The following is an 18,762-nucleotide window of genomic DNA, read 5'->3' on the forward strand; positions in this document are numbered from 1 at the left end:
AGCGGTCGCGAGCGACGGGTAGGTATACATGGTGACCACCGTCTTCTGTCTCCACGCCCTCGGCGCGAGTTCCGAGGAGTTCGCGCTGCTGCGCGCCGAACCCCTCGGCGACCTCGACCTGATCGGCATCGACCTGCCCGGCTTCGGCCGCAGCCCGGCGTCGTCCGGCACCACCGTCGAGGAGATGGCCGTCCTGGTGGAACGCGCGATCGGGGCGAGCGGCTCGACGGAGTGGATGCTCCTCGGACACTCGATGGGCGGCAAGGTCGCTACGGTGGTGGCCGACCGCACGATCTCCGGCGCGAACGGCCTGTTCGGACTGCGTGCCGTGGTGCTCCTCGCCGCTTCCCCGCTCGCCCCGGAGCCGATGGACGACGACCGCCGCTGGACGATGCTGTCGTGGGCTGCCGGTGGCCCGATCGGCGCCGAGGACGCCGAGGAGTTCATCGGCGCCAACACCGCGGCACCCCTGGCGCCCGCGCGCCACATCGCGGCGGTGCAGGACGTCGAGCGGACCGACCCCGCCGCCTGGACGGACTGGCTGTCCCGCGGCAGCCGCGAGGACTGGTCGGACGCAGCCCCGAACCCGGTGCCCGCCCTGGTGCTCGCCGGCGCCGAGGACGGCGACCTCGATGCCGACGCCCAGCGCCGCCTGACCCTGCCGCACTGGCCGAACAGCGAGCTCCACGTCGTCGACGGGGCCGCCCACCTGCTGCCCTGGGAACAGCCGAAGGCCGTGGCCGAGCGCATCCGCGACTTCTGGCAACGCCGGGTCACGGGATCGCCGGTCGTCCCCGTGGAGCACGCCCGCGTGATCGCCTCGCCGCGGGTCAGCGCCCGGACGCGGGGGCTGCTGGCCCAGCGGTCCCTGCCCGACGACCCGGCCGCGGCACCCCACGCGCTCACGCCGACGCAGCTGGACACCCTGCGTGCGGTCGCGCGGATCGTCGTCCCGCAGCCCGGCACCGACCAGGTCGACCTGGCGCTGCGGGTCGACGCGCAGCTGGCCGCGGGGCTCGGCGACGGCTGGCGGCCCGACGGCCTGCCGGTGGACGCCGAGGCCTACCGTGCCGCGCTCGACGTCCTCGCTGCACCCGCCCGCGACGGCGTGCTCGACCAGGCCCTCGAGTCCGTGGCTGTCGGGCGCTACCGCGCCGACGGCGACCTCGACGCCGAGCAGCTGCGCGCGTGGTTCGAGGACGCCAGCGTCGACCTCGTGAAGCACTGGCTCGCACACCCCGCCACCATGGCCGCCATCGACTTCGACGGGTACGCGAACGGCGGTGACGGCGTCCGCAAGCAGGGCTTCCAACTGCTCGCGGCGGGCGAGCGCGAGGCCTGGGAACCCGAGGCCCCCGCCGACCCCGGCACCGCCACAACGATCGACACCGCACCGACGACCGGAGCTGCACGATGAGACTCGACGGACAACGCACGTACGGCACGGACGACGTCGTCGACGTGGTGGTGGTCGGCACCGGGGCCGGGGGAGCACCGCTCCTCGCATCGCTGGCCCGCCGTGGCCTGACGGTCGTCGCGCTCGAGGCCGGGCGCAACACCGAGCCGGGCGACCACGTGCCCGACGAGGTCGCCGCCCCCGGTGACATCAACTGGATGGACGAGCGGCTGAGCGGCGGTGGAGCCCCCACGGCCTTCGGCCCGAACAACAGCGGCACGGGCGTCGGCGGATCGACGCTGCACTGGGGCGCGTTCACCCCGCGGCCGAGCGAGCACGACCTGCGGCTGCGGACCGAGAGCGGCGCGGGGCAGGACTGGCCGATCAGCCACGCCGAGCTCACCGGCTGGATCGAGCAGGTCGAGCACGACGTCGGCGTCGCCGGCCCCGAGCACTACCCGTGGGACCCCTCCCGCCGCTACCGGATGCGCCCGCCGGCACGGAACGCCTCGTCGGACATGATGATGCGCGGCACCGCGGCGGCCGGGATCACCGCGACCGATGCCCCGGTCGGCCTGACCACCGAGGACCGGCACCAGGAGCACCACGGGCTGCGTCAGGCCTGCGTGTCCTGCGGCTCCTGCCACCAGGGCTGCCGCAACGGCTCGAAGGTGTCGATGGACACGACCTACCTGCCCGCCGCCGTGGCGTTCGGTGCCGAGATCCGTCCGGAGTCCTTCGTGCACGGCATCGAGCTCGACGCGGCGGGACGCGTCGAGGCGGTCCTGTACACCGCCGACGGCCGCGAGCACCGCCAGCGCTGCCGGTCACTCGTCCTCGCCGCGGGTGGTGTCGAGACGCCGCGTCTGCTGCTGCACACCGGTGTCGCGAACGGCAGCGGGCAGGTCGGCCGGAACTTCACCGCGCACGGAGCCACCCAGGTGTGGGCGCGGTTCGACGATTCGATGCGCTCGTACCGTGGGTACCCGTCGTCGATCATCACCGAGGACTTCGTCCGACCGGCGGACGCCGACTTCGCGGGCGGCTACCTCATCCAGAGCCTGGGCGTGCAGCCACAGACCTTCGCGACCTCGCTTGTGCGGGGTGGCGGACTCCGCGGTGCCGAGCTCGTCCGGGCGCTGCAGGACTACCCGTTCTCGGCCGGCGTCGGCATCAACGCCGAGTGCCTGCCGTACGACGACAACCGCCTCGAGCTGACCGACGAACTCGACGAGCACGGTGTCCCACGTGCCCGGGTCTCGTTCACCCCGGGCTCGAACGAAGAGGCGATCCGCCGCCACGCGGTCCGCACGATGACGACCATCGTCGAGGCCGCTGGCGGTCAGGACGTCCGGGTGCTCGAACGCACGGCGCACACCATCGGCACCGCGCGGATGGGCAAGGACCGCGAGACCTCCGTCGTCGACCAGGACGGCCGCTCGTGGGACGTCCCGAACCTGTGGATCGCCGACAACTCGGTGTTCCCGAGCGCGGTCATCGCGAACCCGGCGCTGACGATCATGGCGCTCTCGCTCCGTACCGCCGACCGCATGCTGCAGGCCGCCTGAGCAGCAGACGTCAGCCGCGGAGCGCCAGCGCCTCGCTCGTCCACCGGGCGTGCAGGTCCCACGGATCGTCGACTCCGGCGGCGACGGCCTCGACGTGCGCGAGCAGCTCGGGCGTGACCCGGAACCACTCGGTGCCGGGGTAGCGGCTGCCCGCGAACGTGGCGTGCCGGCGCCGCTCGAGGGTCCGGTCACCGCGTTCGAACGCCAGCAGGTCCTGGTGCGGGATCGCCGCGAGCCGCTGCCGGGGGTTCATCGTCGTGCCGATCTTGATGCGGTCGCCGAAGTCGTCGCGCATCCGCAAGTAGTAGACGACGTCGACCCGAGGGGGAGCGAGGTCGCCGTCCGGCACGTCACCCCACCGCCACTCGCACCGGGCACACACCATCCCCGAGGGGTACCGCACCCCGATCCGCGAACCGCACGCCGGGCACGGGCCGGGCAGTGCGTCCTCGATGCCGGGGTGTTCGGCCGCGAGGTCGGCGACGAACGCGACGTGCGCGCCGCACAGGGGGACGCCCGCGAGCCCGTCCGCGAGCACGCGTGCGCAACCAGGCACGCAGCACGAGGAGGTGACCATGCGCCGAACGTTAGCCCGACCCACCGACGTGCCCCGGGCCTCCCGGCCGCTGCGCGCGCTGGGCCCACCGGGCGTCCCGGGCGTACCTGGTCGAACCGGGCGTACCTGGTCGAATCGGGCGTACCTGGTCCGATCTTCCGACCAGGTATGCCCGTTCCCACCAGCCATCGCGCCCGTTCTGGGAAGGAACGGGCGTTCCTGCGGCAACCGGGCGCCCCGCACGTCCGCCGAACCGGGCGTACCGACCGAGAACGGGCGTGCCGGGCGTGCCTGGTCGAATCGGGCGTACCTGGTCCGTTCTTCTGACCAGGTACGCCCGTTTCCACCAACCATCGCGCCCGTTCTGGGAAAGAACGGGCGTACCTGCGGCAACCGGGCACCCCGCACGTCCGCCGAACCGGGCGTACCGACCGAGAACGGGCGTACCTGGTCGAATCGGGCGTACCTGGTCCGTTCGTCCGACCAGGTACGCCCGTTCCCACCAGCCATCGCGCCCGCCATGGGAAAGAACGGGGACGCAGGCCCGCCGTCAGTCGCTGAAGATCACCCCGACGGGCTCGCGCTTCTCCTCCTGGAACTCGTCCTCACCACGACCGAGCGCCCAGTACGCCGACAACGACATCTCGCGCTTCTCCAGCCCCCAGTCGTCCTGCAACAGCCGACGGATCGCCTTCATCGCGGTCCGCTCGCCGTGCGCGAATACCTGGACCGGCCGGGAGGCACGCGGCAGCCCGCGGGCCGTCTCCAGCAGGAGCGTGCCCGGCTGGGCGCCGGTGGCGTCCCGGTGCAGCCACCGCAGGTCGACCCCGGCCGGGTGCCGGATGTCCTGCTCGTCCGCGGGCCCGGCCACCTCGACCAGGGCGACCCCGGTGGCGGAGTCGGGCATCGACTCGAGTGCCGCGCCGATCGCGGGCAGGGCGCTGTCGTCACCGAGCAGCACGTGCGTGACCGCCGGGTCGGTGGTCGGCGCGTAGCCACCACCGGGCCCGGACAGGGCGAGCCGGTCGCCCGGCTGCGCGGACGCTGCCCAGGGACCGGCGAGGCCCTCGTCGCCGTGCACGACGAAGTCGATCGCGATGGTCCGCGTGGTGTGGTCGACCGCACGCACCGTGTAGGTGCGGCGGGCCGGGCGGTCGTGCTTCGGCAGGGTCTCGCGCAGGGCCTCGAGGTCGTACGGCGGCACGAGTCCGAGCGACGGCTTCGCGAGCAGGAGCTTGACGTACTTGTCGGTCGAGCCGAGCCGGTCGGGGTCGGCCTGGGCGACGAAGTCCTCGAAGGCCGAGCCGCCCAGGTGCACGCGCACCATGTGGGGCGAGAGCCGTTCGGTGCGGTCGACGACGAAGACGTGCTGGGGGCGTTTGGGTTTCGAGCTCATCGTGGGGGAGCTTCCTCTCGCGGGTTCGGCGCCACCTGGGTGATCCCTGCTTGACGCGCGCATCACTAAGGTTAGCCTTACCTCATGGACTCGACCGTCATTCCGTTCTCCGAGCTGCTGCGGCGTCGCACGCGGCGCTCGCACGGTGCCTCGGCCACGAGCGGCTTCATGCAGGACCTGCTCGGTGGCGACTGCGACGTCGCCGACTACGCGGACCTGCTCGGACAGTACGCCTTCGTGTACGACGCGCTCGAGCGGGCGGCGGAACGCATGGCCGACCACCCCGTCGCGGCGCCGTTCGTCACCGCGCAGCTCACCCGGATGCCGGCGATCCGTGCCGACCTCGAGTACCTGATCGGCCCGGACTGGCCCGAGCTGGTGTGCCCGCTGCCCGCGACGACCGCGTACGTGCGACGCCTCAACGAGGTCGCGGCGGAGTGGCCCGGCGGCTTCGTGGCGCACCACTACACGCGGTACCTCGGCGACGTGTCCGGCGGGCACGTGATCGGGCAGGTGCTGGCGGAGCGGTTCGGGTTCGACACGAACGGTGTCCTGTTCTACATCTTCGACCAGGTCGCCGACCCGAGCGACTTCGAGCACACCTACCGGGCCCAGCTCGACGCCGCGCCCTGGACGGCCGACGAGCAGGAGCGGGTGATCGCCGAGGTCGAGCTCGCCTACGACCTGAACCGGGGGCTGCTCGCCGGCCTCGATGCCCGCCGTGCGCCGTTCCGTCAGGAGCCGGGGGACACGACGGTTGCCGCCGTCACGGCCTGACCACACAGCGAGTGTCGTCGAGGCAGGCCAGCGCGGACCCTGCCCCGCGTCCGTCCGGACCCTGCCCCGCGTCCGTCCGGACCCGGCCCCGCGTCCGTCCGGACGGTCGACGTCATGCGCCCCCGGGTGCCGATACGCTGCTGGGACCCGGGACCAGCCTCCCGGACGACCCGGAAAGGACTCCATGACGGCGATCGACGGATCTGCACGCCACGAGCGCGCGCGGGACGACGTCAGCGGTGCGGTCGACAGTGACCTGCGCGCCGACGTCCGGTACCTCGGCAACCTCCTCGGCCGGGTGCTGCGGGAGAACGGGGGCGACGAACTGCTCCACGACGTGGAGTCGTTGCGCGCCGCCGTGATCGACGCCTACGAGGGCGACCACGCCGAGGGTGCAGCGCGTGCCCAGGCGATCGTCTCCGGCATGTCGGCCGAACGCGCCGAGGCCGTGGCACAGGCGTTCACCACCTACTTCCACCTGACCAACCTGGCCGAGGAGCACCACCGCGTGCGGGTCCTCCGGCAGCGCGGTGATGACGGTGGTGTGGCCGGCGACTCGTTCCCCGCCACCTACGCCGAGCTCGTCGCCGAGGTCGGCGAGGCCGAGGCCGCCGAGCGCCTCCGCACCCTGCGGTTCCACCCGGTGCTGACGGCGCACCCGACCGAGGCCCGCCGCCGCGCGGTCACCACGGGTGTCCGCCGCATCACGGACCTCATCGACGAGCGTGACCGCGCCCGGAACGCGACGGCCCGCGCCGAGAACGAGCGCCGCCTGCTCGAGGAGATCACGACCCTCCTGCGCACCTCGCCGCTCCGGACCACCCGGCCGACCCCGCTCGACGAGGTCCGTACCGCGATGAGCGTGTTCGACCAGACCCTGTTCGAGATCGTCCCGCAGGTGTACCGCCTGCTCGACGACCGGCTGCAGGGCGACGACGCCGGCCGCGCTTCCGTGATCGCGCCCGCGTTCGTGCGGTTCGGCACCTGGATCGGCGGCGACCGTGACGGCAACCCGCACGTGACGGCCGACGTCACCCGCCAGGCCGCCGAGATCGCGGCGGAGCACATCCTGCTCGGCCTCGCCCGCGCGACCACCCGAATCGGCAGCGCCCTGACGCTCGACGCGAGCGACACCCCCGCCGACGCCGGCCTCACCGCCCTCGTCGCCGCGCAGGAGTCCCTCGACCCGGGCATCGCCGAGCGCATCGGCGTCCGCGCACCGAACGAGACCCACCGTCGTGCGCTCCTGTTCGTCGCCGCGCGCATCGACGCCACCCGGACCGGCACCACCCCACTGGCCTACGACGGTCCCGAGGCGCTGCTGGCCGACCTGCGCACCATCCAGGCGTCGCTCATCGCCGCCGGCGCGATCCGCCCGGCCAACGGCGAGCTGCAGAACCTGATCTGGCAGGTCGAGACCTTCGGGTTCCACCTGGCCGAGCTCGAGGTCCGCCAGCACTCGCAGGTGCACCGCACCGCCCTGGCGGAGATCCGCGCCGGTGGCGAACTGAGCGAGACGACCGAAGAGGTCCTCGCCGTCTTCCGCACGATCGCCGGGCTGCAGTCCCGCTACGGCGTCCGTGCGGCCAACCGGTACATCGTGTCGTTCACGCAGTCCCCGGCGGACCTGGCGAACGTGCACGAACTCGCGGTCGCCGCGCTCGGGTCCGCCGAGGCCGCGCCGGTGCTCGACGTCATCCCGCTGTTCGAGACCTTCGCCGACCTGCACGCCAGCGTCGACATCCTCGACGAGGCCGTCCGCACCGAGGCGTTCCAGCGACGCCTCGCTGCGACCGGCCGTCGACTCGAGGTCATGCTCGGCTACTCCGACTCGTCGAAGGACGTCGGCCCGGTGTCCGCGAACCTGGCGCTGTACGACGCCCAGGCCCGCATCGCCGACTGGGCCCGAGACAACGACATCGAGCTGACCCTGTTCCACGGCCGCGGCGGTTCGCTCGGCCGCGGCGGCGGTCCCGCCAACGAGGCCGTCCTCGCGCAGCCGCCGGGATCGATCGACGGTCGGCTCAAGCTCACCGAGCAGGGCGAGGTCATCTTCGCCCAGTACGGCGACCAGGACATCGCCGCCCGCCACCTCGAGCAGATGGCCTCGGCGACGCTGTTCGCGTCGACGCCGTCGAACGAGGCGCGCACCGCCGCCGCGGCCGCCCGGTTCGCCGACCTCGCCCAGCAGCTCGACGACGTCTCGCGCGTCGCCTTCTACGACTTGGTCAAGGCCGACGGCTTCGCGCCCTGGTTCGCCCGGGTCACCCCGATGGAGGAGATCGGCCTGCTTCCCCTCGGCTCCCGCCCGGCCCGTCGTGGCCTGTCGGTGGAGTCGCTGGAGGACCTCCGCGCCATCCCGTGGGTGTTCTCGTGGACGCAGGCGCGCATCAACCTCGCCGGCTGGTACGGGCTCGGCTCCGCGCTCGAGGCCGTCGGTGACGTCGACGTGCTCCGCGCCGCCTACGCCGAGTGGCCGCTCTTCGCCGCGATGATCAAGAACGTCGAGATGTCGCTCGCGAAGACCGACGAGCACATCGCCCGCCGGTACCTCGAGCTCGCCGACCGCGACGACCTCGCCGCGAAGGTGCTCGACGAGATGGTCCGCACCCGCGACTGGGTGCTCCGCGTCTCCGGCGGCAGCGACGTGCTCGAGGACCGACCCGTCCTCGCCCGCGCCGTGCGCCTCCGCAGCCCGTACGTCGACGCACTGTCGCACCTGCAGCTCCGTGCGCTGCGCGCCATCCGCACGTCCGGCAGCACGGACCCCACGGACGCCGACCACCGGCTCCTGCTGCTCACCGTCAACGGGATCGCGGCCGGCCTGCAGAACACGGGCTGACGCCCCCACCCGACGGACAGGAGGCCCGGTGCCAGCTGGCACCGGGCCTCCTGTCCGTCCCCGCGCACGTCCCGGGCCGCACCGCCCAGCGGTCACGAAGCGTCTGCCGCGCCTCGCGTCGCCGCTCCGCCGAGTGGTCAGGACTCGTCGGGCGGCCCCGGCCGGGCGGTCACGAGGCGTCGGCTGCGCCGTCGCCGAGCGACGGAACACGACCGCTCGGCGGACGTGAGCGGGGTGTCGTGACCGCTCGCGCCTCGCGCCGTCGGTCGGCCCGAGCGGTCAGGACACGTCGGGTGGCGCCTGCCGAGTGGTCACGAAGCGTCGTCTGCGCCGTCGCCGGGCGACGGAACGCGACCACTCGGCGGACGTGAGCGGGGTGTCGTGACCGCTCGCGGCGCCGTCCCCGCGCACGTCCCGGGCCGCACTTCGTGAGCAGGAACGGTCGCGTCCGGCACCGCGAACCGACCGTTGCTGCTCACGAAGTGCCCGTCGAATCGATTCGGGGACGCGTAGCGTGTCGGAGGTGACGACGGAGCGCAGCCTGGGACCGACGACGACCGTGCTGCCCCCGATCGTGCCGCTGGCGCTCATCGTCGGGGTATCGCCGTTCGCGACGGACATGTACATCCCCGCACTCCCGGCCATCGCACGCGACCTCGGCACCACGCCCGGCGCCGTGCAGCTGTCGCTCACGGCGTTCCTCGTGGCCTTCGCGGTCGGGCAGCTGCTCGTCGGACCGGTGAGCGACGGGATCGGTCGTCGGCCGATGCTCGTCGTCGGGACCGCCCTGTTCGCCCTCGCGTCGGTCGGCTGCGCGCTCGCCCCCGACGTCGTGACGCTGGTGGTGGCCCGCGTCGCCCAGGGACTCGCCGGAGCCGCGGGTGCCGTGGCGGGTCGGGCGATGGTGTCCGACGTGACGAGCGGCACCCGGATGGCGAAGGTGTTCGGCACGCTTGCGGCCATCAACGCGATCGGACCCGTGGTCGCCCCGCTGGCCGGGGGAGCGGTGCTCACGGTCGGCACGTGGCGGCTCATGTTCGTCGTGCTGGCCGTGCTCGGCGCCGTGTTCTTCCTGGCCGTGGTCCTGCGGTTCCGCGAGACCCTGCCGCCGGAGCGCCGCGGCGGCGTCGGGTTCGCGGCCAACGGGCAGCGGATCCGCGAGCTCCTGGCGATCCCGAGGTTCCGGGCCTACGTGCTGAGCGGGGTGCTGTCGACGGTGGGGTTCTTCGCCTACATCGCGACGAGCTCGTTCGTGTTCCAGTCGGAGTTCGGGTTCTCCGAGGGGCTGTACACGCTGGTCTTCGCCACGAACGCGTCGATGATGATCGTCACGACGCTGTTGTTCGGCCGGCTCGTCGGGCGGTTCAGCGAGGACGCCCTGCTGACCCTGGGCCTGGTCGTCGGGACGGTCGGAGCCACCGCCGTGCTGGTGTCGGCGCTCCTCGGGCTCGGGCCGGTGCCGGTGTGGTGCGCCCTCGCGGTCGTGACGGCCGCGTGGGGCTTCGTCCTGCCGGCGGCGATGACCCGCACGCAGCACGTCGGCGCGGCGCACCCGGGCACGGCCGCTGCCCTGCAGGGCGGGCTGACCTTCGGCATCGGCGGTCTCGGCACCCCGCTCGCCGGCGCCCTCGGCGGCACCGCGCTGGCGATGGGCGGGGTGATGGCAGCGCTCATGGCCGCCGCCGTCGTGGTCCAGGTGACGGCGACGCGGCGAAACCGGTCCCACAACTGAGGGGCTGAGCCGGTAGGTTGCTGGTTGCAAGGCGCACCGATCTGAGGAGACCCACCGAGATGGACATCGTCGTACACGAGGCGGAGACCGACACCGCCGTCCTGGAGTGCAGCGGCCGGCTCAACATGGTCTCCGCGCCCACCTTCCGCGAGACCGTCGCCCAGATCGTCGGCAACGGGCGTTCGCGGCTCGTGGTCGAGCTCTCCGGGGTCGAGTTCATGGACTCCTCCGGCCTCGGCGCCCTGGTCGGCAGCCTGAAGACCGCACGCCAGGCCGGCGGCGACCTCCGCATCGCGGCGCCGTCGGAACAGGTCCAGATGGTGCTCAAGCTCTCCAACATCGACAAGATCCTGCGGACGTACCCCGACGGGGACGCCGCGGTGACCGACTGGTGATGACCGCCCCCGTCGCCGAGCACATGCTCGCACTGGCGTGCCCCCCGGACGACGTGTCCGCCGTGCACGACTTCCTCGCAGGCGTGTGGCAGCACGAGCCGTCCGTCGCCGCCGAGGACCGGATGGCCCTCGAGCTCGCCCTGGTCGAACTCACCTCGAACGTCATCGAGCACGGCGCCCGCCCGGACGGTGTCTCGTGCGAGCTCCGGCTCGAGATCGGCGACGAGCGCTTCCAGGCGCTGCTGTCCGACGACGGGGTCGCGGCGACGGTCGATCCCGACGCCGCCGTGCTGCCCGACGACTTCGCCGAGGGCGGTCGCGGGCTCGCGCTCGTCCGCATGGTCGTCGACGACCTGCGGTACGAACGCGTGGCCGACCGGAACCGCTGGACGGTGCTGCGCTCCCGGCACTGAGCGGGAGCACGGCCGTCATCGATCGGCCGAGTCGCAACGGTCGTCCGCCCAGCGCACTCCGTGGGCCGTAAACCGCAATGACGGGTCGGCGATTGTCGCGTTTCCCGGATACCGTGTCACGATTCGCGCGATGACTGTCGAGCCTGATCCCCGGATCCGGTTCGAGACGTCCGGCGCCGGACTCGACGCGGCCGTGCAACTGTACGAAGAGGCCTACGAGAGCACGGGGTTCTCGGCGTCCCGGACCGATCGTCCGTTCGCGTACCGGTTCCAGGTCGTGGGCGACGGATCGATGACCTTCCGCTCCACCCGGTTCGACGGGCGGATGCAGGGCGAGGTCGAGGTCCCCGACGAGTACGTCGTGATGTGGACGTCGGACGGCGGCGGCCGCGTCGACGTCGGTCGCCAGGAGGTCGACTTCGCACCGGGGACCCCACGGGTGTTCCCGACGCGGCGTCCCTTCGTGTTCGACCTGCAGGACGTCCGCCAGAGCCTCGTGCAGTTCGACCGCACGTACCTGGAGGGCGTCGCCGCCGAGGTGCACGGCACCCGGCCCGGCCCCCTCGTGTTCGACCACACCGCAGCGCCCCGGCCCGAGGACCTCCGCGCCTGGAACGCCCGGGTGCAGCGCGCCGCGGCGATCGTGCTCGGCCCGGCACCGCTCACCGCACTGGCCCTCGCCGAGACCGTGCGGGAGACCGCGCTGGCGTTCCTCGACGCGTTCCCGCACGAGACCATCGCCCCCGACGTCGCGCTGCCACAGGGTGCCACTGGTCGCGTCCGCGAGGCCGTCGAGTTCATGCACGCCTTCGCCCACACCCCCGTCACGACGACGGACGTCGCCGAGCACGTCGGCCTGAGCGTGCGGGGGCTGCAGCAGGCGTTCCAGCGGCAGGTCGGCACGGCGCCCAACGCGTTGCTGCGGGGGATCCGGCTGGACCGCGTGCACGAGGAACTCCGCCGCGCGTCGGCGGGCGACCTGACGGTGGCGAGCGTTGCCTTGCGCTGGGGCTTCGCGCACCTCGGCCGGTTCTCGGCGGCGTACGCGTCCCGCTTCGGGCAGTACCCGCGCGACACGCTGCAGCAGCCCCGGGGCGCGGTCCCGCAGCTCTGAACAGGGCAGCGCACCGCGCGTCACACTCCGGAACGGTGCCCCGCCGGTTCGTTACGCTGCCCGGGTGAGCAGACCGCGACCGTGGGTGATCGTCCCCGGCATCTGGAACTCGGGCCCGGACCACTGGCAGTCCGTCTGGGAGCAGGAGGACGAGCACGACGAGCACATCCAGCGCGACCACCACCAGCAGCAGCGCGCCGCCGTCCGCATCGCCCCCACCTCGTGGAGCGACCCGGACCCGGACGACTGGCGCGACGCTATCTCGACGGCCGCGGCCTCGTGCCCGGAGCCCCCGGTCCTCATCGCCCACAGCCTCGGGGTCCTGGCCGTCGCCGACTGGCTCGCCACCACGGCGGATGCTCCCGCGCTCGTCGCCGGTGCCTTCCTCGTCGCCCCACCCGACCCGCTCGGCGACACGTTCCCGGACGAGGCAGCGGGCTTCGTGGCGCCGCGCCCGGTGCCCTCGGCCCAGCGGGTCCCGACGCGCCTCGTCGTGAGCGACGACGACCCGTACTGCAGCGCGGACCGGGCACTCGTGTTCGCTGACGCGATGGGCGCGGACGTCCTCCGCGTCGGTGCCCTCGGGCACGTGAACGTCGCGAGCGGCGTCGGTGCCTGGCCCGCGGGCCGGGAACTGCTGCAGGCGTTCGAGGACGGCCTGCGCCCACCTCGGTGACGACGGGCGCGACACGCCGCTCAACTCCGCCGCGATATGGCAGGCGGTGCAGCGACACACCGCGGATGTCCCGCGTTTCGGCCCGCGCGATATTTATCCTTCGGACATGGAGACCCAGTCCGGCGCACGCACCCCGCTCGTGGACCCGTTCGGCCGCGAGCTCGAGGAGTGGCTCCGCGACGCACCGGCGACCCGTGCCCCCTACGTGCCGGACCTCGTCGTCCCGCCTGTCACCGGCCCCGTGCAGCGCCCCGGACACGCCGCGGACACCACCACGATCGCCGACCGAGCGACCTCCGACGCGACGACCGCCGCCCAGCCGAGCGCCCCGGCGCACGTCGCCACCCCGGCGCCGGCTGACGCGACGACCGCCGACCAGTCGGCCGCCCCGGCACCCGTCGCCGCCCCCGCGTTCCGCCGCGACCGCGCCCGCCACGCCGCCGTCTGCGCCCCGTCGTTCCCGGAGCCGCCGGAGCGTCTCGCCCTGCGCATCGATGACCTCGCGGTGGAGGTGTCGTCGTCCACCGGCCGCAGCAGCATCGAGCGCATCGTCCTGCTCGAGGACGAGGTCCGCCGCCGTGACGAGGACCTCGCTCGCCTCGCCGCGTGGGAGGCCACCGTCGCCGGCTCGGAGGACCCCGAGGTGACGGCCGCCCGCGCCTTCGCCCACACCGTCTTCGCCGACCTGCTGACCGATGCCGCCGCCGAGGCGGACCGCCGCGACCGCGCCGCAGCCCGCCGCGCAGCGACCGCTCCCGTGGCGCTCGTCACCCGGGCGGCCCCCGTGTCGACCCGCGCACCACGGAGCGTCCCCGCAGCAGAGCAGGCACCCGCACGCACCGCGGAAGCCGCGCCGGTGGTGGAACTCGTCACCCCGGAACGCGACGAACCCGTCCGACCGGTGCTGGGCCTCCCGGCCGTGTCCCCGGTGTCCGCGGCCACGCGACCGACCCCGCTCGTCCTGCCCGCCACCGGGCCGACGGTCATCGACCGCGCGGCCTTCGCCGCCGCGCTCACCGCGCACCAGGGCGTCACCGCGAGCACGCCGGTCGTCCTGCCGGACGCCGTCGCCGCCCCCGTCGTCCCGGCCCCCGTCGTGGACGCGACGGAAGCCGACACCGACTCCGCCGCGGCGGCAGCGCCGGCCCCGGCCGGCTGGTGGTCGCGACTCGTCGACCGGCTGCTCGGCCTGCTCGGTCGTCGCTGACGACCCGCGGCCGCGGTGCGATCGGCTGCATCGCTTCCGGTCACCCCGCTTCCGGCCCTACTGCCTGGAGGCCCGGATCACCCCACACGGACCGGCTGCCCCGTGCGGGGCGGTCGCCTCGGTAGACTGACGGGATGCCGACGCTCCGCGAACTCCAGGCCGTGATCGAGGACCTGTGGCCCGCCGCCGGTGCCGAGTCGTGGGACTCCGTCGGGCTCGTGGCGGGCGACCCGGACGCCACCGTCGAGCACGTGCACCTCGCCGTCGATGCGGTGCCGGCCACCGCCCGTGAAGCCGTCGAAAACGGTGCCGGGCTCCTGCTCACGCACCACCCGCTGCTGCTCCGTGGGGTGACGACGATCGCCGAGTCGACCTACAAGGGCAGCGTCCTCGCGACCCTCGTGCGTGGCGGCAGCGCCCTGCTCGCGGCGCACACCAACGCCGACGTCGTGACGACCGGCACCTCGGCCGTCCTCGCCGACCGACTCGGGCTCACCGAGCAGCGACCGCTCGACGCCGGAGCCGACCCCGACACGGGCATCGGCCGAGTCGGGGTGCTTCCCGAGGGGACGACCCTCGGCGCCCTCGCCCGGAAGCTCGTCGACCTGCTGCCGCCCACGGCCACCGGGGTCCGCGTCTCCGGTGACTTCGACCAGCCCGTTCGCACCGTGGCGCTCTGCGCGGGTGCGGGCGACTCGCTGCTCGGCCACCCCGCCGTGCTCGACGCCGACGTCTACATCACGAGCGACCTGCGGCACCACCCGGCCTCGGAGTTCCGCGAGCAGGCGCTGCTCGGCGGCGGGCCGGCGCTCATCGACACCTCGCACTGGGCCACCGAGTGGCTCTGGCTCGACGTCGCCGCAGAGCAGCTGCGCACCCGGGCCGGGGTCCGCGTCACCGTGAGCGACCTCCGCACCGACCCGTGGGACTTCGCCGTCCTGCCGGCCGCCGAACCCACCACCCCCACAGAAGGAGCCTGACCATGAAGGCAGCACCCGAGGACCAGGTCATCCTCCTCGACGTCCAGCGTCTCGACAACGACGTGACGCGCATCGCGCACCGCATCACGTCGTTGCAGAAGGGCGACCAGCTGACCGAGCTGAGCAAGCAGGCCGCGGCGCTCCGGAGCGAACTCGTCGCCGCCACCGGCGAGGTCGAGGACGCCGAGCGCGACCTCGCCCGCCTGGAGTCCGACACCGCTGTGGCACAGGCCCGTGTCGAACGCGACACCACGATGCTGCAGAACGTCGCGAACGCGAAGGACGCCGCCGGACTGCAGAGCGAGCTCGACTCGCTGCAGCGGCGCATCGGCGGCCTCGAGACCGCTGAGCTCGAGATCATGGAGAACCTCGACGGGCTCCGCGCCCGGGTCGGTGACATCGAGGCCAAGCTCGCCGACGTCGAGGCTGCCCGCGGTGGTCTGGTCGCCGAGCGCGACGCGGAGATCGCCCGGCTCACGGCCGACCGCGAGTCGGCCGAGCAGGCCCGCGCCGACGTCGCCGCCAAGGTGCCGGCCGAGCTGCTGGCCCTGTACGACCGCCAGCGCGCGCGCTACGGCTTCGGAGCCTCGCTGCTGCAGGGTGGCGTGTCGACGGCCTCGGGCGTGGCGCTCAACAACTCCGACCTGCAGACCATCCGCCGGGCTGCGCCCGACGACGTGGTGCTGTGCCCCGACAGCGACGCGATCCTGGTGCGGACGGCCGAGTCCGGGCTGTAGTCGCGAGCGACGTCCGTGGCGGAGGCGCGGTGCCAGCTGGCACCGCGCCTCCTGTCCGTTCGTGGGCTGGTCGCAACGCGTCGCGTGCGTGCCGCCGTGCGGTCACGACCTGTCGGCTGCGGTCGTGCCGGCCGACGGTTGGTGACCACTCGGCGAACCTGAGCGGGGAGTCGTGACCGTGCGCGCCGACTGCGCCGCCAGACGGGAGGCCCGTGGCGGCGCCGCACCGCGCCTCCCGTCCGTCGTGGGCTGGTCGCAACGCGTCGCGTGCGTGCCGCCGAGCGGTCACGAACCGTCGGCTGCGGCCGTGCCGGACGACACTCTGTGACCACTCGGCGAACCTGAGCGGGGAGTCGTGACCGCGCGCGACGTCCGCGCGACGCGGGCCAACGCGGCACGGAGGAGGGGCGAATGGGCCGGCCGTACGCCGGGTTCTGTCCCGCCGCTTGCACGGCGGTGACGGCCATCTCTCTCGGACCGACGTTGCCGTCGGCCTCCAGCGGTCTACCCGAGGACTCGGCGAGCAGCCTCAACGTCCTCTGTCTGACCTTGCTCCGGGCGAGGTTTACCGAGCGGATCCGGTCACCCGGACCCCTGGTGGTCTCTTACACCACCGTTTCACCCTTACCGACGTTGCCGCCGGCGGTCTGCTTTCTGTGGCACTGTCTCGCGGATTGCTCCGGGTGGGTGTTACCCACCGCCCTGCTCTGTGGAGCCCGGACGTTCCTCGGCGCTCCCGGGGGAGCGACGCGACCGTCTCACCGACCCATTCGCTGGAGCGAGTCTACCCGGCTCCGCGGTGCCCGATGCGAGGTGAGCCTCACGCACACGCGTACCTGATGAGAACGGGCGTACCTGGTCGGAAGTTCCGACCGGGTACGCCCGATTCGACCAGGTACGCGCGACCAGGACTAGACGCTGCGCGCCGCCAGGGTCGCGGCACCGATGATGCCGGCGTTGTTGCGCAGCGTCGCGGGGATGATGTCGGCCTGCAGGTCGAGCAGCGGGAGGAACTCCTCGTACTGCTTCGAGACCCCGCCGCCGACGACGAAGAGCTCGGGGGAGAGCAGAGCCTCGAGCGTCGAGTAGTACTTCTGCAGACGCTTCGCCCAGTGCTTCCACGACAGGTCGTCGCGCTCCTTGGCGGCGAACGAGGCGCGGGACTCGGCGTCGTGCCCCTCGATCTCCAGGTGCCCGAGCTCCGAGTTGACGATGAGCACGCCGTCGTTGATGAGCGCGGTGCCGATGCCGGTGCCGAGCGTCGTCACGATGACCAGGCCGTCCTTGCCCTTGGCCGCACCGAACTGCTGCTCGGCGAACCCGGCGGCGTCGGCGTCGTTGACGAAGTGGATGGAGCGGCCGAGTTCCTTCTCGAACAGCGCCTCGGCCTCGAAGCCGATCCACTTCTTCGACACGTTCGCGGCGGACATCGTCTTGCCGTCCCGCACGATCGCCGGGAAGCAGACCCCGACGGGCACGTCGTCACCGGGGGCGAGCTCACCGATGATCTCCTTGACCACCGCCGTGATGTCCTGGGGCTTCCCGCCCTCGGGCGTGGCCTTCTTGATGCGGTCCGTGGTGAGGGCGCCGGACGCGACGTCGACGATCGCGCCCTTGATGCCCGTACCACCGATGTCGACGCCGACTGCGAGGGAGGTCATGAGGTTGTCGTGCCTTTCGGTTGCCTGCCGGAGGTGTCCGGTCAGGAGACGGTGAGGAGCTCCGCGCCGCGTTCGGTGACGACGAGGGTGTGCTCGAACTGCGCGGTCCACGACTTGTCACGGGTCGAGACCGTCCAGTCGTCGGACCAGATGTCGGCCTCGATGCCGCCGAGCGTGAGCATGGGTTCGATGGTGAACACCATGCCGGGTTCGATCACCGTGTCGTACTGCGGTGCGTCGTAGTGGGGGATGATCAGGCCGGAGTGGAACGCCCGACCGACGCCGTGTCCGGTGTAGTCGCGGACGACGCCGTAGCCGAAGCGCTTCGCGTACGCCTCGATCGCGCGGCCGATCACGTTGACCTGCCGGCCCGGGGCGACGGCCTTGATGCCGCGACGCAGTGCCTCTTCGGTCCGGGTGACCAGGTCCGACACCTCGGGCGCTGCCTGCCCGACGACGAACGTGCGGTTCGTGTCGCCGTGCATCCCGTCCTTGTAGGCGGTGATGTCGATGTTGACGAGGTCGCCCTCCTGCAGGACGGTGTCGTCGGGGATGCCGTGGCAGATGACCTCGTTGAGGCTCGAGCAGAGCGACTTCGGGTAGCCGCGGTACCCGAGCGTGGAGGGGTAGGCACCGTGCGCGACGACGAACTCGTGCCCGATCCGGTCCAGCTCGTCGGTGGTCACACCGGGGCGGATGGCTTCGCCGACGGCGTCGATGGCCTGCGACGCGATGCGTCCGGCGACGCGGATGCGCTCGACCTCGTCCGGCGTGTAGGTGTCACCGAGACCGTGCTCGTGGGGCTCGACCTTCCCGACGTACTCCGGACGCTCGATGTCCTTCGGGACGGCGCGGTGCGGGGAGATGCGGCCGGCGGTCAGGTGTCCGTGTTCGTCCCGGGGCATGCGGACCACTCTAGCCGCGGCGCGACGCGCCGAGCGCAACCGCCCCGCGGCGCGACGCGCCGAACGCAACCGCTTCACGGTGCGGCCCGACGTGGTGGACGTGACTGCCTGGAGGCCCGGTGCCGGTCCGGCGGACCGGCACCGGGCCTCCAGGCAGTCACGTGGGTACGGTGGGCGGCATGAGCGAAGACCGCATCGAGTCCCAGTGGTGGTTCAACGACAAGACCGGCCAGGTCGAGCAGGGCCCGCAGTCCCCGCAGCGCGACCGGATCGGCCCGTTCGCGACGCGCGAGGAGGCGCAGCACGCGCTCGACCGCATCGCCGCGAACAACGAGAAGTGGGACGCTGAGGACCGCTGAGCACCGCGGCCGGCGCCCCGCCGACGCCCCGGTGACGGCGCGTCGCAC

Annotated in this window: 17 protein-coding genes and 1 other RNA gene; 13 read left to right on the plus strand and 5 right to left on the minus strand. The window is 72.8% G+C overall.

Annotation, left to right across the window (positions count from 1 at the left end; all coding sequences use genetic code 11):
- Positions 1–28 precede the first annotated feature (28 nt).
- Complete coding sequence (locus DEJ29_RS08270) at positions 29–1,417, plus strand: alpha/beta fold hydrolase (RefSeq protein ID WP_111093888.1); 1,389 nt, start codon at positions 29–31, stop codon at positions 1,415–1,417.
- On the plus strand, positions 1,414–2,964 hold the full coding sequence (locus DEJ29_RS08275; RefSeq protein ID WP_111093889.1) for a GMC family oxidoreductase: 1,551 nt from the start codon (positions 1,414–1,416) through the stop codon (positions 2,962–2,964). Before DEJ29_RS08270 ends, DEJ29_RS08275 begins: the two co-directional genes overlap by 4 nt.
- Positions 2,965–2,974: 10 nt before the next feature.
- Here the strand turns inward: DEJ29_RS08275 and DEJ29_RS08280 are convergent, their stop codons facing one another.
- Positions 2,975–3,541 (minus strand): GIY-YIG nuclease family protein, encoded by a 567-nt coding sequence (locus DEJ29_RS08280; protein ID WP_111093890.1) that lies wholly within the window; start codon positions 3,539–3,541, stop codon positions 2,975–2,977.
- Between the two features lie 529 nt (positions 3,542–4,070).
- Positions 4,071–4,916, minus strand: coding sequence for a siderophore-interacting protein (locus DEJ29_RS08285; RefSeq protein ID WP_111093891.1), 846 nt, complete (start codon positions 4,914–4,916; stop codon positions 4,071–4,073).
- An 84-nt stretch (positions 4,917–5,000) separates the two neighbouring features.
- Between DEJ29_RS08285 and DEJ29_RS08290 the strand changes: the two genes are divergently transcribed.
- The 10 genes from DEJ29_RS08290 (at position 5,001) to DEJ29_RS08335 (ending at position 15,789) form a co-directional block, all read left to right on the plus strand.
- Positions 5,001–5,693 (plus strand): biliverdin-producing heme oxygenase, encoded by a 693-nt coding sequence (locus DEJ29_RS08290; RefSeq protein WP_111093892.1) that lies wholly within the window; start codon positions 5,001–5,003, stop codon positions 5,691–5,693.
- 184 nt (positions 5,694–5,877) lie between these two features.
- Positions 5,878–8,535, plus strand: a complete 2,658-nt coding sequence (locus DEJ29_RS08295; protein WP_111022923.1) for a phosphoenolpyruvate carboxylase — start codon at positions 5,878–5,880, stop codon at positions 8,533–8,535.
- 523 nt (positions 8,536–9,058) lie between these two features.
- The gene (locus DEJ29_RS08300) at positions 9,059–10,267 is read left to right on the plus strand and encodes a multidrug effflux MFS transporter (protein ID WP_258375862.1); all 1,209 of its coding nucleotides are present in this window, start codon (positions 9,059–9,061) and stop codon (positions 10,265–10,267) included.
- Positions 10,268–10,326: 59 nt separating this feature from the next.
- Positions 10,327–10,662: an STAS domain-containing protein gene (locus tag DEJ29_RS08305; protein WP_017886068.1), complete on the plus strand. Its 336-nt coding sequence runs from the start codon at positions 10,327–10,329 to the stop codon at positions 10,660–10,662.
- Entirely contained in the window at positions 10,662–11,075 is a 414-nt protein-coding gene (locus DEJ29_RS08310; RefSeq protein ID WP_035808261.1) for an ATP-binding protein, read from the plus strand. The genes DEJ29_RS08305 and DEJ29_RS08310 overlap by 1 nt, the downstream gene beginning before the upstream one ends.
- Before the next feature lie 130 nt (positions 11,076–11,205).
- The gene (locus DEJ29_RS08315; RefSeq protein ID WP_111093894.1) at positions 11,206–12,189 is read left to right on the plus strand and encodes a helix-turn-helix transcriptional regulator; all 984 of its coding nucleotides are present in this window, start codon (positions 11,206–11,208) and stop codon (positions 12,187–12,189) included.
- 64 nt (positions 12,190–12,253) lie between these two features.
- Positions 12,254–12,865, plus strand: a complete 612-nt coding sequence (locus DEJ29_RS08320) for an RBBP9/YdeN family alpha/beta hydrolase (RefSeq protein ID WP_111093895.1) — start codon at positions 12,254–12,256, stop codon at positions 12,863–12,865.
- Between the two features lie 106 nt (positions 12,866–12,971).
- Positions 12,972–14,072: a hypothetical protein gene (locus DEJ29_RS08325; protein ID WP_111093896.1), complete on the plus strand. Its 1,101-nt coding sequence runs from the start codon at positions 12,972–12,974 to the stop codon at positions 14,070–14,072.
- A gap of 134 nt (positions 14,073–14,206) precedes the next feature.
- On the plus strand, positions 14,207–15,052 hold the full coding sequence (locus tag DEJ29_RS08330) for a Nif3-like dinuclear metal center hexameric protein (RefSeq protein ID WP_111093897.1): 846 nt from the start codon (positions 14,207–14,209) through the stop codon (positions 15,050–15,052).
- Positions 15,053–15,054: 2 nt separating this feature from the next.
- Positions 15,055–15,789, plus strand: coding sequence for a zinc ribbon domain-containing protein (locus DEJ29_RS08335; RefSeq protein WP_027465445.1), 735 nt, complete (start codon positions 15,055–15,057; stop codon positions 15,787–15,789).
- 408 nt (positions 15,790–16,197) lie between these two features.
- Here DEJ29_RS08335 and rnpB read toward each other — a convergent pair.
- From rnpB to map, 3 genes are all read right to left on the minus strand, one after another.
- Positions 16,198–16,558, minus strand: an RNA gene (gene rnpB / locus DEJ29_RS08340) — RNase P RNA component class A.
- A 142-nt stretch (positions 16,559–16,700) separates the two neighbouring features.
- The gene (gene ppgK / locus DEJ29_RS08345) at positions 16,701–17,450 is read right to left on the minus strand and encodes a polyphosphate--glucose phosphotransferase (protein WP_027465446.1); all 750 of its coding nucleotides are present in this window, start codon (positions 17,448–17,450) and stop codon (positions 16,701–16,703) included.
- A 41-nt stretch (positions 17,451–17,491) separates the two neighbouring features.
- A complete protein-coding gene (map, locus tag DEJ29_RS08350) occupies positions 17,492–18,355 on the minus strand; it encodes a type I methionyl aminopeptidase (RefSeq protein WP_071403965.1) in 864 nt (287 codons plus the stop codon).
- Positions 18,356–18,534: 179 nt separating this feature from the next.
- Here map and DEJ29_RS08355 point away from each other — a divergent pair, with 179 nt between their 5' ends.
- Positions 18,535–18,714, plus strand: a complete 180-nt coding sequence (locus DEJ29_RS08355; protein WP_027465448.1) for an SPOR domain-containing protein — start codon at positions 18,535–18,537, stop codon at positions 18,712–18,714.
- Positions 18,715–18,762 lie beyond the last annotated feature (48 nt).

This window comes from Curtobacterium sp. MCPF17_021 (assembly GCF_003234605.2).
Classification (GTDB): Bacteria; Actinomycetota; Actinomycetes; order Actinomycetales; family Microbacteriaceae; genus Curtobacterium; species Curtobacterium flaccumfaciens.

Bases quoted from the DNA above. Each gene is read 5' to 3' on its own strand.
- DEJ29_RS08270 (WP_111093888.1), top strand. From the start codon at position 29: ATGGTGACCACCGTCTTCTGTCTCCACGCCCTCGGCGCGAGTTCCGAG.
- DEJ29_RS08275 (WP_111093889.1), top strand. From the start codon at position 1,414: ATGAGACTCGACGGACAACGCACGTACGGCACGGACGACGTCGTCGAC.
- DEJ29_RS08280 (WP_111093890.1), bottom strand. From the start codon at position 3,541: ATGGTCACCTCCTCGTGCTGCGTGCCTGGTTGCGCACGCGTGCTCGCG.
- DEJ29_RS08285 (WP_111093891.1), bottom strand. From the start codon at position 4,916: ATGAGCTCGAAACCCAAACGCCCCCAGCACGTCTTCGTCGTCGACCGC.
- DEJ29_RS08290 (WP_111093892.1), top strand. From the start codon at position 5,001: ATGGACTCGACCGTCATTCCGTTCTCCGAGCTGCTGCGGCGTCGCACG.
- DEJ29_RS08295 (WP_111022923.1), top strand. From the start codon at position 5,878: ATGACGGCGATCGACGGATCTGCACGCCACGAGCGCGCGCGGGACGAC.
- DEJ29_RS08305 (WP_017886068.1), top strand. From the start codon at position 10,327: ATGGACATCGTCGTACACGAGGCGGAGACCGACACCGCCGTCCTGGAG.
- DEJ29_RS08310 (WP_035808261.1), top strand. From the start codon at position 10,662: ATGACCGCCCCCGTCGCCGAGCACATGCTCGCACTGGCGTGCCCCCCG.
- DEJ29_RS08315 (WP_111093894.1), top strand. From the start codon at position 11,206: ATGACTGTCGAGCCTGATCCCCGGATCCGGTTCGAGACGTCCGGCGCC.
- DEJ29_RS08325 (WP_111093896.1), top strand. From the start codon at position 12,972: ATGGAGACCCAGTCCGGCGCACGCACCCCGCTCGTGGACCCGTTCGGC.
- DEJ29_RS08330 (WP_111093897.1), top strand. From the start codon at position 14,207: ATGCCGACGCTCCGCGAACTCCAGGCCGTGATCGAGGACCTGTGGCCC.
- DEJ29_RS08335 (WP_027465445.1), top strand. From the start codon at position 15,055: ATGAAGGCAGCACCCGAGGACCAGGTCATCCTCCTCGACGTCCAGCGT.
- ppgK (WP_027465446.1), bottom strand. From the start codon at position 17,450: ATGACCTCCCTCGCAGTCGGCGTCGACATCGGTGGTACGGGCATCAAG.
- map (WP_071403965.1), bottom strand. From the start codon at position 18,355: ATGCCCCGGGACGAACACGGACACCTGACCGCCGGCCGCATCTCCCCG.
- DEJ29_RS08355 (WP_027465448.1), top strand. From the start codon at position 18,535: ATGAGCGAAGACCGCATCGAGTCCCAGTGGTGGTTCAACGACAAGACC.